The organism is Microbacterium sp. MMO-35 (genome assembly GCF_037147555.1).
In the GTDB taxonomy this organism is placed as follows: domain Bacteria; phylum Actinomycetota; class Actinomycetes; order Actinomycetales; family Microbacteriaceae; genus Microbacterium.
In genome coordinates, this window is sequence record NZ_JBBCVH010000004.1 from 306463 (window position 1) to 321234 (window position 14772).

General features: G+C 71.7%; 12 protein-coding genes. 11 read left to right on the plus strand and 1 reads right to left on the minus strand.

From position 1 onward, the window contains the following. Positions 1 to 138 precede the first annotated feature (138 nt). The 5 genes from nusA (at position 139) to WFJ01_RS11115 (ending at position 7305) form a co-directional block, all read left to right on the plus strand. Positions 139 to 1125, plus strand: coding sequence for a transcription termination factor NusA (nusA, locus tag WFJ01_RS11095; protein WP_292880952.1), 987 nt, complete (start codon positions 139 to 141; stop codon positions 1123 to 1125). 49 nt (positions 1126 to 1174) lie between these two features. Next, positions 1175 to 1465: a YlxR family protein gene (locus WFJ01_RS11100; RefSeq protein ID WP_251444618.1), complete on the plus strand. Its 291-nt coding sequence runs from the start codon at positions 1175 to 1177 to the stop codon at positions 1463 to 1465. A gap of 59 nt (positions 1466 to 1524) precedes the next feature. Beyond that, complete coding sequence (gene infB / locus WFJ01_RS11105; protein ID WP_251444616.1) at positions 1525 to 4308, plus strand: translation initiation factor IF-2; 2784 nt, start codon at positions 1525 to 1527, stop codon at positions 4306 to 4308. A 148-nt stretch (positions 4309 to 4456) separates the two neighbouring features. Beyond that, positions 4457 to 4888, plus strand: a complete 432-nt coding sequence (gene rbfA / locus WFJ01_RS11110) for a 30S ribosome-binding factor RbfA (protein WP_251444614.1) — start codon at positions 4457 to 4459, stop codon at positions 4886 to 4888. 281 nt (positions 4889 to 5169) lie between these two features. Next, positions 5170 to 7305, plus strand: a complete 2136-nt coding sequence (locus WFJ01_RS11115) for a LuxR C-terminal-related transcriptional regulator (RefSeq protein WP_336629030.1) — start codon at positions 5170 to 5172, stop codon at positions 7303 to 7305. Between the two features lie 86 nt (positions 7306 to 7391). Here WFJ01_RS11115 and WFJ01_RS11120 read toward each other — a convergent pair whose 3' ends face one another. Next, positions 7392 to 8288, minus strand: a complete 897-nt coding sequence (locus WFJ01_RS11120; RefSeq protein ID WP_336629031.1) for an A/G-specific adenine glycosylase — start codon at positions 8286 to 8288, stop codon at positions 7392 to 7394. A 59-nt stretch (positions 8289 to 8347) separates the two neighbouring features. Here WFJ01_RS11120 and truB point away from each other — a divergent pair, with 59 nt between their 5' ends. From truB to WFJ01_RS11150, 6 genes are all read left to right on the plus strand, one after another. Further along, positions 8348 to 9244, plus strand: coding sequence for a tRNA pseudouridine(55) synthase TruB (gene truB / locus WFJ01_RS11125; protein WP_336629032.1), 897 nt, complete (start codon positions 8348 to 8350; stop codon positions 9242 to 9244). Then, positions 9241 to 9612, plus strand: coding sequence for a hypothetical protein (locus WFJ01_RS11130; protein ID WP_295034207.1), 372 nt, complete (start codon positions 9241 to 9243; stop codon positions 9610 to 9612). The genes truB and WFJ01_RS11130 overlap by 4 nt, the downstream gene beginning before the upstream one ends. A gap of 135 nt (positions 9613 to 9747) precedes the next feature. Then, complete coding sequence (locus WFJ01_RS11135) at positions 9748 to 10167, plus strand: hypothetical protein (RefSeq protein ID WP_251445376.1); 420 nt, start codon at positions 9748 to 9750, stop codon at positions 10165 to 10167. Then, complete coding sequence (locus tag WFJ01_RS11140; RefSeq protein WP_336629033.1) at positions 10164 to 11162, plus strand: bifunctional riboflavin kinase/FAD synthetase; 999 nt, start codon at positions 10164 to 10166, stop codon at positions 11160 to 11162. Before WFJ01_RS11135 ends, WFJ01_RS11140 begins: the two co-directional genes overlap by 4 nt. Positions 11163 to 11381: 219 nt before the next feature. Next, the gene (locus WFJ01_RS11145; protein ID WP_251444601.1) at positions 11382 to 13526 is read left to right on the plus strand and encodes a DEAD/DEAH box helicase; all 2145 of its coding nucleotides are present in this window, start codon (positions 11382 to 11384) and stop codon (positions 13524 to 13526) included. 217 nt (positions 13527 to 13743) lie between these two features. Then, positions 13744 to 14772 (plus strand): 6-phosphofructokinase, encoded by a 1029-nt coding sequence (locus WFJ01_RS11150; protein WP_251444599.1) that lies wholly within the window; start codon positions 13744 to 13746, stop codon positions 14770 to 14772.

Consider the following 14772-nt stretch of genomic DNA (forward strand, 5'->3'; position numbering starts at 1 on the left):
CGGCGCCCGGGGGTGGATCCCCGCGGCGAAGGCGCGCGCGGGCGGCCGTCGATCGCGCCGGGAGCCGGGCCAGGGTATCGTTGTACGGATGTCGTGCGTGCGGATGCGCGCCGACGAGAGCTGAACAGGGAGGCCGCCATGGATATCGATCTCGGATTGCTGCGCACGATCGAGCGGGAGAAGGAGATCCCCTTCGACGAGCTGATCGCGATCATCGAACAGGCCGTCCTGACCGCGTACGCGAAGCACGACTCCCACGACGGCTCCCTCACGGACGGAACGCGCGTCGAGCTCGACCGCAAGACCGGCCACGTCGCCGTGATGGTGCCCGTCCTCGACGACGACGGGGCCGTGATCGGCGAGGAGGACTCGACGCCCGACGACTTCGGTCGCATCGCCGCCTTCGCCGCGAAGCAGGTCATCGGCCAGCGCCTGCGCGACATCGCCGACGACGCCGTGCTCGGCGAGTTCCGCGGCAAGGAGGGCGACATCGTCGCCGGCGTCATCCAGCAGGGCCCGAACCCGCGCATGATCCACGTGGACCTCGGATCCGTCGAGGCGATCCTCCCTCCCGAGGAGCAGGTGCCCGGTGAGGAGTACACGCACGGAACCCGCATCCGCGTCTACGTGACGTCGGTAGCCAAGGGGCTGAAGGGCCCGGCGATCACCGTCTCCCGCACGCACCCCGGGCTCGTCCGCAAGCTCTTCGCGCTCGAGGTGCCGGAGATCGCCGCGGGTCTGGTGGAGATCGTCGCGCTCGCGCGCGAGGCGGGGCACCGCAGCAAGATCGCGGTGAAGGCGAACGATCCCGCGATCAACGCCAAGGGCGCCTGCATCGGCGAGATGGGCCGGCGTGTCCGTGCGGTCACCGAGGAGCTGGCGGGGGAGAAGATCGACATCGTCGACTACCACCAGGATCTGGCGACCTTCGTCGCCCATGCGCTGTCGCCGGCCAAGGTCACGAGCGCGTTCGTGCTGGACGCGGGGACGAAGGCCGTCCGCGCCCTGGTCCCCGACTATCAGCTGTCGCTCGCCATCGGCAAGGAAGGGCAGAACGCCCGCCTGGCCGCGAAGCTCACCGGCGCCAAGATCGACATCCAGCCGGACTCGCTGCTCGATTCCTGACCGCGTCCCGGCCGGGTCGCGCACCGGCGGTCCAGATCCGAGGTGTAAGATGGAACCCGTACGAACGTGTGTCGGTTGCCGCGCTCGTGCATCTCGCGCCGCTCTGCTCAGGGTGGTCATCCGGAATGGTCAGCTCGTCTTCGACGAGCAGGCCGTGCTGCCGGGGCGGGGTGCGTGGGTGCATCCGACTCCGGAGTGCGTGGAGGTCGCTCAGCGGCGCCGCGCCTTCGCCCGTGCGCTCCGTGTGTCCCCTGTGCTGGAATTCCCGGAAGCAGAGAACATGCAGACCCTCGAGAAACGGCTGAACGGCTATGGAAACAAAGTGAACGGCTCGAAATGAGACCCGTCCGCGACTAGTGGTCTGCCCTGTCAGGGCGGACCGACCCTGACAGGAGAATTGTGGCTGGTAAACCACGCGTGCACGAGATCGCCGCTGAACTCGGCGTCGACAGCAAGTTCGCTCTCGCGAAGCTCAAGGAGCTCGGAGAGTTCGTGAAGTCCCCCTCATCGACCATCGAGCCTCCGGTGGCGCGCAAGCTGCGTGCTGCGATCGAGGCCGACAAGCCCGCCGGCGGCGCACCCGCGCCGTCTCCGGCGGCCAAGCCCGGCGGCTCCGCTTCGGCGACTCCGGCGACTGCCGGCGCGCCCAAGCCCGGTCCGAAGGCGCCGACCCCCGGTCCCAAGCCGGGTCCCGCCAAGCCTGCCGAGGCTGCTCCGGCGCCGGCTGCGGAGAAGCCCGCGGCTCCCGCCGCACCGGCGGCTCCCGCGGCTCCGGCTGCTCCGGCGGCCGAGAAGTCGTCGGCGCCCAAGCCCGGCGGATCCGCCGCGCCCAAGCCCGGAGCCCCGCGCCCCGGCAACAACCCGTTCGCCTCGTCGCAGGGGATGGGGCAGCGTCCCGCCGGTCCGCGACCGGGCAACAACCCGTTCGCCTCCCAGCAGGGGATGGGTCAGCGTCCGACCCCGGGCAACATTCCTCGTCCGCAGGCTCCGCGTCCCGGTTCGCCGCGCGTCGGCGCGCCTCGTCCCGGTCAGGGTGCCGGCCGTCCCGGCCGTCCCGGTCAGGGCGGTGCCGGTCGTCCCGGCGCTCCGTTCCAGCAGCGCACCGGCGGTCCCGGCCGTCCCGGCGGCGCCGGTGCCGGTGCGGGCGGCTTCCAGCGCCCCGGCGGCGCTCCGGCCGGCGGCTTCGCCGGTCGTCCCGGCGGCGGTGGCGGTCGCGGCCGCGGCCCCGGTGGGGGTACCGCCGGCGCGTTCGGCAAGGGCGGCGGCAAGAGCAAGCAGCGCAAGTCGCGGCGGGCGAAGCGGCAGGAGTTCGAGATGCGGTCGGCGCCGGTCGTCGGCGGCGTCAACGTCTCCAAGGGCAACGGCGAGATCATCCGCCTGCGTCGTGGCGCATCGATCGCCGACTTCGCGGACAAGCTCGAGGCCCTGCGCGGCTACACCGTGCAGCCCGGCACGCTCGTGACGATCCTCTTCAACCTCGGCGAGATGGCCACGGCCACCGAGTCGCTGGACGAGGCGACGTTCGAGGTGCTCGGCGCCGAGCTCGGCTACACGATCCAGATGGTCTCGCCCGAGGACGAGGACAAAGAGCTCCTCGAGGGCTTCGGTCTCGACCTCGAGGCCGAGCTGGAGGCGGAGAGCGAGGACGACCTCGAGATCCGTCCTCCGGTGGTCACCGTCATGGGCCACGTCGACCACGGTAAGACCCGACTGCTCGACGCGATCCGCCAGACCAACGTCATCGAGGGCGAGGCCGGCGGCATCACGCAGCACATCGGTGCGTACCAGGTGTGGACCGAGCACGAGGGCATCGAGCGTGCGATCACCTTCATCGACACCCCGGGTCACGAGGCGTTCACCGCCATGCGTGCCCGTGGCGCCCAGGTGACCGACATCGCCATCCTCGTGGTCGCCGCCGACGACGGCATCATGCCGCAGACGGTGGAGGCCCTCAACCACGCCCAGGCGGCGAACGTGCCGATCGTGGTCGCGGTCAACAAGGTCGACAAGCCCGAGGCCAACCCGGCCAAGGTGCGCCAGCAGCTCACCGAGTACGGTCTGGTCGCCGAGGAGTACGGCGGCGACGTCATGTTCGTCGACGTCTCGGCACGGGCCAACACGGGCATCCAGGAGCTCCTGGACGCCGTGCTGCTCACCGCGGACGCCGGCCTGGACCTCACCGCCAACCCGAACAAGGCCGCACGAGGCATCGCCATCGAGGCGAAGCTCGACAAGGGCCGCGGTTCGGTCGCCACGGTGCTGATCCAGTCCGGAACGCTCCGCGTCGGCGACGCGATCGTCGCGGGCACCGCGTACGGACGCGTCCGCGCCATGATCGACGAGAACGGCGATGCGGTCGAGGCCGCGGCTCCGTCCCGTCCGGTCCAGGTGCAAGGTCTGAACTCGGTCCCGCGTGCCGGCGACGTCTTCATCGTCACCGAGGAAGACCGCATGGCGCGCCAGATCGCGGAGAAGCGCGAGGCCGTCGAGCGCAACGCACAGCTGGCCAAGGCCCGCAAGCGCATCTCGCTCGAGGACTTCACCCGTGCACTCGAAGAGGGCAAGGTCGAGACGCTCAACCTCATCATCAAGGGCGACGTGTCCGGTGCCGTCGAGGCGCTGGAGGAGTCGCTGCTCAAGATCGAGGTCGACGACTCGGTGCAGCTGCGCATCATCCACCGCGGCGTGGGCGCGATCACCGAGTCCGATGTGAACCTCGCGACGATCGACAACGCGATCATCGTGGGCTTCAACGTCCGTCCCGACACCAAGGCCCGCGAGGCCGCGTCCCGCGAGGGCGTGGACGTGCGGTTCTACTCGGTCATCTACAACGCGATCGACGAGATCGAGAACTCCCTCAAGGGCATGCTCAAGCCGGAGTTCGAAGAGGTCCAGTCGGGTGTCGCCGAGATCCGCGAGGTGTTCCGCTCCTCCAAGTTCGGCAACATCGCGGGTGTCATCGTCCGCTCCGGCACGATCACGCGCAACGCCAAGGCGCGCGTCATCCGCGACGGCGTGGTCATCGCCGATGGCCTCGCCATCGAGTCGCTGCGCCGCTTCAAGGACGACGTCACCGAGGTCCGCACGGACTTCGAGGCCGGTATCGGCCTCGGCAAGTACAACGACATCCAGGTCGGCGACGAGATCGAGACGACCGAGATGGTGGAGAAGCCGCGCGCCTGATCGGCTCGTGGTTTCGCAGGATGGCATCGTGTGTCGCCTTGGCCGGGGGCCCGGCTCGCTTCGCGGGCGCCCCGGCGGGCGCCACACGATGCCATCCTGCTCCGCCCGTCGATCAGCGTCGGACGAACAGAAGTGAGAGGGTAGGGACATGGCCGGAGAACGACAGGCACGACTCGCGGACCGGATCCGCGTCATCCTCGCCGAGCGGCTGGAGAAGGGGCTGCGGGATCCGCGCCTCGGCTTCGTGACGATCACGGACGTGCGCGTGACGGGCGATCTGCAGCACGCCTCCGTGTTCTACACCGTGCTCGGCTCGGAGGAGGAGCGCGTGGCCTCGGGCGCTGCGCTGACCTCTGCGACCGGACTCCTGCGCAAGGAGGTCGGCGCTCAGCTCGGCGTGCGGCTCGTGCCCACGCTCGAGTTCATCCCGGACGCGCTGCCCGAGAACGCCGACCACATCAGCGATCTGCTCCGCCAGGCGCGGGAACGCGATGAGGAGGTCGCGAAGCTCGCGGCCTCAGGCAGCTACGCCGGCGATGCCGACCCGTACCGGGTCGAGGAGGAAGAGCCCCAGGACTAGGCCGCGTCATCCGCGACTCCGGTCGCTGTGCGGCGCACCGCATTCGCTGAAGGCCCCGGGAGCTTGGCTTCCGGGGCCTCCAGCGTTGCGCCCCGGTTCCATCTCCCGCACCCGCACCCGGATTCTCAACAGGGTTCAAGAACTTAGGCGCGGGGAACGCGCCTTGCTAGCATCCGACGACGCGCGCGGTGTCGCGCGCGATCGACGACAGCGGGGGGCTGTACGAGATGGATGGCACGGCGCGAGCGCGCCTGGGGGCGCTTCACCCGTCGAGATCGCCGATGGGCGTCGCACCCGATCCTGCCGTGCCGTCGGCGGAGCCGGCTCCGCGCGGGTCGGACTGGGGCGGCGCCGGGACCGCACCGCATGTGCACAGCGCCGTCCGCGCCGCGTGCGGAGTCGAGCCGGCGCTGACCGCGGAGGTGCTGGCCGCGCTGAGTCCTGAGCAGCGCCGAGGGTGGCGCGCACTGCCCGACCCGTTGCCGCACGTGCCCGCGTTCGACGCCTATCGCCGACAGGCGGTCCCGCAGGACCTCGACCCGGGACTGCTGCTCGCCCTCGCGCTGTGCGGCGCCGGAGGGCTGCCGGTGCTGGGGCTGCTCACCGGATCATCGTCGGATCGGATCGCGGCGTCCCCGCTCGGTCGTCTCGTGCGCCTGCGCGGCGGCGCGTTCCGTCTCTCCGATCCGGCGCTGCGGGCTTCGGTGCTCGCCGCATCGACCACGGGCGAACGGATCGGCGCCCACCGGCTGCTCGCGTCCGCGTTCGAGGAGACCGGCGACCCGCTCGCCGCGCTGTGGCATCGTGCCCGCGGCGCGGTGTGCGGTGACCCGCGGCTCGTCGAGCCCCTCCTGGACCGCGCCGGCGCCGCCCTGCGAGCCGGTTCGGCGGATTGCGCCTGGGCGTTCGCGACGGAGGCCGTGGAGCATGCGCAGTCCGGCACGGACGCGCTCCCCGAGGCGCTGCTCTGCGCGGCGCACGCGGCGCTGGCCGGAGGCTGCGTCGTCGACGCCCTGGAGTGCGCGGAGGGAGCGCTGCGACTCGACGGCGGGCATCGCGATGCGGCACGGGCGACGTTCGTGCTCGCGCATGCGCTGCGGCACGGGACCGTTCCCGGTCCCGAGAGGCTGCTCCCCGGAGACCCGGCCGTGCCGGGCTTCCACCATGCGGCGGTGCTGGGGGCGTCCCTCAGCGCCGAGCGCGGCGACCATGAACGCAGTATCGCCTGGCTCGCGGCGGGCGCCCGCGCCGAGCACGCCTCTCAGGACCAGATCGCGCTGCGGGCCTGGTGCGAACTCCTGGCGGGCGAGGGCACGGGGGCGACGGCCATCGGCGACGGCGACGAGATCCGGCGGGTCGCGCGCGCCCTGTGCGCCGGACTGCAGGGAGACCCCGATGCCGGGCTGCGCGCTCTCGCCGAGCCGGAGCCCCGCGACGCGCCGGAGGTCGCCGTGGGGCTTCCGGTGCGGGGGCCGCTGCTCCGTGCCCGCCGGGCCGTCGCCGAGGCGCTGCTGCACGTCTGGGCCGGAAGGGTCGGCATCGCGCGCGACCTGCTGCGCTCCGCCGCCGATCGGCTGCCGGTAGCGTTCCCGTTCGGCGGTCTCGCGGTGTCGCTGTCGCGCCGACTCGATCTGGCGGTCGACGGTCGGATCGGAGCGTGGTCGAAGAGCCTCGAGGCCGCAGCGCCCTGGGCACGCGAGCCGGGCGGCTTCGTGGACCGTGCCATCGGCGCTTATCTGCAGGGACGCAGCGACGAGGCCGCCGTGCACCTCCGGCTCTGGGACGACCGGGGTCGTCCCGCCGAGCGGTTCGGTCTGCCTGGTCTCGACGAGGTCGGTCCGCTGAGCGTCTCGGGCGGCCTGGAGCCCCCGGAGACCACGATGGCGCGCCGCCTGCGCGAGCGCGTGCGGGCGGCGCGGGAGGCGTCCTGGCGCGCCGACCTCGAGACCGTCGCCGAAGAGAGCCGCGGGGTCCGCTCGCCGTTCGAACGCGCGAGGGTCGAGGCGCTGCTGGGATCGACGTGCGCCGCGCGCGGTGACCTCGGTCGCGGCGTACGGCACCTGCGGGCGGCGCAGAGCCTCTTCGAGGAGGCCGGCGCGCACGCCTGGCGCGGACTGGTCGAGCGGCGGCTGCGGGCGATGGGGGAGCGGGCCCCGGTCGGCGGGGGCGCTGCGGACTCCAGCGCGCAGCCCGCGCTGGAGGTGTGCCGCGCCGTCTGGGATCCGATCCTCACCGCCCGGGAGATGGAGGTCGCGCTGCTGATGGCGGACGGGCGCCCCAACCGGGAGATCGCCCACACGCTCCACGTCTCGGTGCGGACCGTGGAAGTGCACGGCGGACGGATCTTCGCCAAGCTCGACGTCCGCACGCGGCATGAGCTGACGGTGCTCGCGCATCGCACCGACCAGCACCTCTGATCCTCCGGTGCCCTCCCGCCGCGGGGCTGATCTGCGGCGCGTCGATCCCGGTCGCCCGGCGGCGCATCAGGCGTCCGGCGCGGGGGTCAGCGCGGGAGCAGGAGCATGCCGTCGGCCGCTTCGAGCAGGCCGTCCGCGATGAGCGAGTCGATCGCACGGTCGCGCTGAGCCGGATCCGGCCAGTCGGAGAGCACCGCCTCCGCAGGCAGACGATGATCGTCGGCGTGCCGGAGCGCGCGCAGCACTCCGCCGCGCGCCTGCCGATCCGAGCCCTCGTAGCGGGCCTGCTTGCGCCGCCGGTCCTCACTCGGGGGATAGCCGGCCGCACGCCAGGCGCAGAGCGCCGCAAGAGGGCAGCGTTCGCAGCCGGGACTCCGGGCCGTGCACACCGTCGCGCCGAGCTCCATCGTCGCGGCGTTCACGACGGCCGCCCCGTCGCGCTCGGACGGGAGCAGCGCGAGCATGTCGTCCAGGTCGCGCCGTGCGGGCGCGTCGGGCTGGGCTCTGCCGTGCACGGCCCGGGCGATCACCCGGCGTGTGTTGGTGTCGACGACCGGATGGCGATCCCCGAAGGCGAACGCCGCGACGGCACGCGCCGTGTAATCGCCGATGCCGGGCAGCGCGAGCAGCTCCGTCACCTCGCGCGGCGTGAAGCCGCCGTGCTGATCGCGGATCGCGATCGCCGCGCCGTGCAACCAGAGCGCACGCCGCGGGTACCCCAGGTTCGCCCACTGCTGGAGCACCTCGGCGCCGGTCGCGGATGCGAGCGAGGACGGATCCGGCCAGCGTGCGAGCCAGGCCTCCAGGTGCGGGATCACCCGCGTCACCGGGGTCTGCTGGAGCATGAACTCGCTCACCAGCACGCCCCAGGCGCCGTAGCGCTCGAGGTAGTCGGCCCTGCGCCAGGGCAGATCCCTGGCGTGCGCGCGGAACCACGGGATCAGCGCGGACGCGACGGATGCTGCGGCGGGGGAGTCGGGCACGGGACTCCACGCTACCTCCCCGTTCCGGCCCTGGCTCGCGCACGCCCTAGGCTGGGAGGATGGCAACCAGCGGCATCCTGCTCGTCGACAAGCCGGGCGGGATGACGAGTCACGACGTCGTCGCCCGCACCCGCCGGGCGTTCGGCACCCGGAAGGTCGGACACGCGGGCACCCTCGACCCGATGGCCACCGGCCTGCTCGTCGTGGGCATCGAGGCGGCCACGCGGCTGCTGACCTTCGTGGTCGGCGCCGACAAGACGTATCGGGCGACCATCCGCCTCGGACAGAGCACCGGCACGGACGACGCGGACGGCGAGATCGTCGCGACCGCCGACCCGGAGCGCGTGGCCGCGATCACCTCGGCTGAGATCGCCGAGGGTGTGGCCGCCCTGACCGGAGAGCTCTCGCAGGTGCCCAGCGCCGTCTCGGCGATCAAGGTCGACGGGCGCAGGGCGTACGACCGGGTGCGTGCGGGCGAGGAGGTCGTGCTCGCGGCCAGAGACGTGCTCGTCTCACGGTTCGACGTGCTCTCCGACTCCCCGGCCGATGGGGGGACCCGCGATCTCGACGTGAACGTCGACTGCTCCTCCGGCACCTACATCCGCGCCCTCGCCCGCGACCTCGGCGCGGCTCTCGGCGTCGGCGCGCACCTCACCGCGCTGCGTCGCACGAGGGTCGGTCCGTTCGACGTGGCCGAGGCGGTGGCGCTCGACGATCTCGCCGGGGCGCAGCCGCTGACAGCGGCCGCCGCGGCGGCGCGGATCCTCCCCGTCCTCCCCGTCTCCGCGCAGGAGGCCGTCGATCTGCGGCACGGCAAGCGCCTGGTCGGCCAGCGGGCTCGGCTCGAAGGCGCGCGCGCCGCTGCGATCGATCCGGACGGCGTGCTGATCGGGATCGTGGAGCGACGCGGCGACGACCTGAAGAGCGCCATGAACATGCCGGAGGGAGCGTCATGATCCTGTGGTTCACCGTCGTCCAGCTCGCGGTCGCGGTCGCGGCCGGGCTCTTCTGCCTCATCATGGGCTTCGCGGGGAAGCGTCCGAACGACTGGACGGTCGGATCCCTGGCGCTCGTCGAACTGCTCCTCGTCGTGCAGGTGGTCATGGCGATCGTGTCGCCGTTCGCCGGGAACCCCGCGCTGGGCGATCCGCTGGAGTACGGGGTGTATCTCGTATCCGCCGTGCTGCTGCCGATCGGCGGGGTGGTCTGGGCGCTGCTCGAGCGGTCGCGGTGGAGCACCGTGATCCTGGGCGTGGTCGCGCTCTCGCTCGCCGTGATGATCTGGCGGATGCAGGTCATCTGGACGACGCCCGTCGGCGGCTGAGCGCCGCGCCGAGGCGCGGACGCCGTGTCCGTCCGGGTCCGTAGAATGGGGAGCGCCATGAGCACCGCGCGACCCACGACCCCGTCCGACTCCTCTCAGCCCGAGGGATCGTCCGCCGCACCGACCCGACCCCGGATGCGGGGCATCGGCCGCGTGCTCGTGATCGTGTACGCGGTGATGGCGCTCGGCGCCACCGGGCGCTCGTTCGTGCAGATCGCCCGCGCCTTCGACCAGGCTCCGCTCGCCTACACGCTGTCCGCCGTGTCGGCGGTGGTCTACATCGTCGCGACGCTCGCGCTGATCTGGTCCGGCCGACCCGGCTGGTACCGCGTCGCCTGGGTCGCCATCGTCTTCGAGCTGGCCGGCGTGCTGATCGTCGGCACTCTGAGCCTCACGCACCCCGCGCTCTTCCAGCATCAGACCGTGTGGTCGCAGTTCGGCCTCGGATATGTGCTGATCCCGCTGTTCCTGCCCATGGCGGGATTGTGGTGGCTGGTCGTGCATCGTCCGTCGGGCCGCGTGCCCGCGGCTGCACCCGAGGAGGCCGCGGCATGATCGTGTTCCGTGATCCGGCCGAGGTCCCCGCAGACTTCGGGCGCACGGTCGCCGCGATCGGCAAGTTCGACGGCGTGCACTCCGGCCACCGCGCGGTGTTCCGACGGGCGCAGCTGGATGCGGCGCGCCTCGGCGCGAAGACCGTCGCGGTGACGTTCGACCGCAATCCGCTCAGCGTGCTGCGGCCCGACCGCTGCCCCGACGACCTGGTGTCGGTGCAGCGCAAGATCGAACTGCTCGCCGACTGCGGGCTGGATGCGGTGCTGGTGCTCACCTTCGACGAGCAGCTGGCGGCGCGCGAAGCCTCGGACTTCGTCACGTCGATCCTCGTCGACGCGCTGCACGTGGCCACCGTGCTCGTCGGCCGGGACTTCCGCTTCGGCCGCGGCGGCAGCGGAACGCCCGCGCTGCTCGCCGAGCTCGGCGCGCAGCACGACTTCACGGTCGACGAGATCGAGGACGTCTTCCTCGAGGGCACCGACCGCCGCGTCTCCTCGTCATGGGTGCGCGAGCTGCTGTCGGTCGGCGACGTCGCCCTGGCCGGTGCGGTGCTGGGGCGCCCCGTCTCCGTGCGCGGGGAAGTGGTGCACGGGCTCAAGCGAGGCCGTGAACTGGGCTTCCCGACGGCGAACCTTCCGGCGCTTCTCGACGAGATGGTCCCGGCGGACGGCGTCTACGCGGGACGACTCGTGGACCACACCACGGGGATCGTGCATCCTGCGGCCATCTCCGTCGGGACGAATCCCACGTTCGACGACGTCGCGCAGCGTCAGGTGGAGGCGCACGCGATCGACAGCCCGGGACTCGACCTGTACGGTCACGACGTGACGGTGGAGTTCACCCATCGGCTGCGCGGCATGACCGCGTTCGACAGCCTGGAGTCGCTCATCGCGGGCATCGACTCGGACGTCGTGCAGGCGCGCCTGCTGCTGGGCGTCCCGGCGAAGCCCGGGGTGCTCGGCACGTCCGACGTCCCGGACTCGCGCACCGAGTGACCGCACCACGGCGGGAGTGGCGTAAGCTGAGCGCGAACCCGTTGTGATCGACGTGCGCGATGCACGCCTACGGGGTTCGCCGTCCGCCCGGTCCGCGCGCTGCCGACCGACAGTCGCCGTCCGCGGACACCGCATCGTCCGCAGGTCCTGCCGTCCGGACGGTCATTGTTCGGATCAGTCGCCGTCCGCAAGGGGACGGCATCCACGCTCAGGAGGAGCATGCCGACCACGGCGACCGCCACCCGGCGGAAGAAGACGTCGCGCCGAGACGAGGACGCGCCGCTGATCCCGATTCTCGCGCGCAAGGTCCGCGAGATCGAGGCCAAGGCCCAGCACGGGAAGCTGGGGCCCACCAACCGCGTCAAGTTCCAGGTGATCGCCTTCCTGGTGCGCGAGGAGCGCGCCAGGGTGAAGGGCGATGCGGAGCTCGGCGACTCCGCGCGCGCCGAGCAGCTCAAGCGGCTGGACGGCGTGGCCACGATCCTGGCGAAGACCGCGGCCCGCGACACCTCGCTGATCCAGCTGCTCGAGGCGGATCAGGCGACCAGCCCCGTCGCGAAGCGCATGCGCCGCGACTGGCTGCTGGAGTCCGGCGCCGAGCTGGCGCCCGAGGAGCTCGTGATCGCCGACGTCGCCCGCGTGCAGCAGGCGCCGGTCGTCCCGGCCGCGCTGGCCGAGCGCCAGGTCGCTCCGCCGTCGGTGGAGTCGCGGATGCTGGCGAACCCGTTCCTGGCGCCCGACCTCACGCCCCGCCCTGCGGTGACCCCGCGCCGCCGCCTGGACGGCTGGGAGCTGATGGGGCCGCTGTACAAGGCGTTCGAGTCGGGAGCGGGCGGATCCGCCGCGTCGATGGAGCTGCCCCCGCTGCCCGAGTACGACCACATCTCGCCGAAGGGCCTGGAGGTGATGGTGCACCAGTCCCGGTTCCTCGAATCCGTGCGGGCAGGCCACCGCTCGTTCTTGCTCGCCGACGAGCCGGGCCTCGGAAAGACCGCGCAGTCGGTGCTCGCCGCCTCGGTGGCGGACGCGTATCCGCTGCTCGTCGTGGTGCCGAACGTCGTGAAGATGAATTGGGCGCGCGAGGTGGAGCGGTGGACGCCGCAGCGCCGCGCCGCGGTGATCCAGGGCGACGGACAGGACGTCGACGCGTTCGCCGACGTCTTCATCGTGAACTACGAGATCTTGGACCGTCACCTGTCCTGGCTCGGCGAGATCGGCCTGCGCGGCATGGTCGTCGACGAGGCGCACTTCATCAAGAACCTGTCCTCGCAGCGCTCGCAGAACGTCCTGGCCCTCGCGACGCGGATCCGGGAGCAGTCGCCGAACGGGCGCCCGCTGCTCATGGCGCTGACCGGTACGCCGCTGATCAACGACGTCGAGGACTTCGACGCGATCTGGCGCTTCCTCGGCTGGACGAACGGCGAGCGGCCTTCTCCGGCGCTGGCGGACAAGCTCGACGCCACCGGGCTCACGCCGGCCGACAAGGCCTTCTACGGCGAGGCCAGGGACGCGGTCATCTCGATGGGCATCGTGCGCCGCAAGAAGAAGGACGTCGCGGCCGATCTGCCGGACAAGCTCATCGCCGACCTGCCCGTGCAGCTCGACGACGAGTTCGGCCGCAGCATCAGGCAGGCGGAGGCCGAGCTGGGCGCGAGGATGGCGGCGAAGTACCGCCGGATCATCGAGGCACGCGGTGAGCGCGGCCTCGCGCACGGCGAGATCGACGAGGACATCGTCCGGCTCGTCGCGCACGGCGAGCTGGAGGAGTCGAAGGCGGCCGGAACCGGGGGCGACAACGTCTTCACGATGGTGCGCAAGATCGGGCAGGCCAAGGCGCTGCTCGCGGCGGACTACGCGGCACAGCTGCAGCGTTCGGTGGGCAAGGTCGTGTTCTTCGCGAAGCACGTCGACGTGATGGATCAGGCCGAGGCGCACTTCGCGGCGGCCGGGATCCGCTCGGTGTCGCTCCGCGGGGACCAGACCGCCGTGGCCCGGCAGCAGGCGGTCGACGCCTTCAACGGCGATCCCGAGGTCGGCATCGCCGTCTGCTCGCTGACCGCCGCCGGAGTCGGCGTCAACCTGCAGACCGCCTCCAACGTGGTGCTCGCCGAGCTCAGCTGGACGGCCGCGGAGCAGACCCAGGCGATCGACCGCGTCCACCGCATCGGCCAGGACGAGCCGGTCACCGCATGGCGGATCATCGCCGCGCACACCCTCGACACGAAGATCGCGGAGCTCATCGACCAGAAGCAGGGCCTCGCGGCCCGGGCGCTCGACGGCGAGGCCGTGGAGGAGGGGGCGAGCGAGTCGGTGCAGCTGGCGGCGCTCATGCATCTGCTCCGGGAAGCGCTCGGCGGCAACTGACACGAGCCCCGCCGGAACTGAAAAGAACGGCACTTCTTCGCGTGGTTTTCGGCGATGGAGTGCCGTTCTTCGTCAAGAACGCGAGAACTCGGTGAGTGGGTGTGTAAGAAGCCGGGTTTTCGGCGGTGTCGAATGGCGTCGGAGCGGGAATCGGCACTAGGGTCGAACGTGGCAACGGCGCCGCGCTTCCCTCTCCCTTCCCTCCCGAGGACGTCCTATGAAGATCGGCATCCTGACCAGCGGCGGCGACTGCCCCGGCCTGAACGCGGTCATCCGCGCCATCGTGCTCAAGGGCACCGAGGCGTATGACCTCGAGTTCGTCGGCATCCGCGACGGCTGGCGCGGCGTCGTCGACGGCGACTTCTTCCCGCTCACCCGGCATGAGGTCAAGGGCCTGTCGAAGGTCGGCGGAACGATCCTCGGCACGAGCCGCACCAACCCCTACGAGGGGGCGCGCGGCGGTGCCGAGAACATCGCCAAGACCCTGTTCGGGCACCGGATCGACGGCATCATCGCGATCGGCGGCGAGGGCACGCTCGCGGCGGCGGACCGCCTGTTCAAGGAGGGGATCAACGTCGTCGGGGTGCCCAAGACCATCGACAACGATCTGCGGGCCACGGACTACTCGTTCGGCTTCGACACGGCCGTCAACATCGCCACCGAGGCGATGGACCGTCTGCGCACCACCGGCGATTCGCACCGGCGCTGCATGGTCGCCGAGGTGATGGGCCGTCACGTCGGCTGGATCGCTCTGCACGCGGGCATGGCGGCCGGGGCGCACGTCATCTGCATTCCCGAGGTGCCGATGTCGCTCGACGAGATCGCCGCCCTCGTGACCAGCGCGAACGATCGCGGACGTGCGCCTCTCGTCGTCGTCTCCGAGGGGTTCAAGCTCAAGGACATGGAGGAGGCGTACAGCGACAAGGGGCTGGACGCGTTCAACCGTCCGCGCCTCGGCGGCATCGGCGATCTGCTCGCCCCGGAGATCGAGCGGCTCACGGGCATCGAGACCCGCGCGACCATCCTGGGGCACATCCAGCGGGGCGGCGCACCGTCGGCCTTCGACCGCGTCCTCGCGACACGCCTCGGCATGCACGCCGCCGATGCGGTCGTCGATGGGGCGTGGGGCCAGATGGTGGCGCTGCACGGCACGGAGATCGTCCGCGTGCCGTTCGCCGATGCGCTCGGCGAGCTGAACACCGTTCCCCGCAACCGCTACGACGCGGCGGCGACCCTCTTCGGCTGA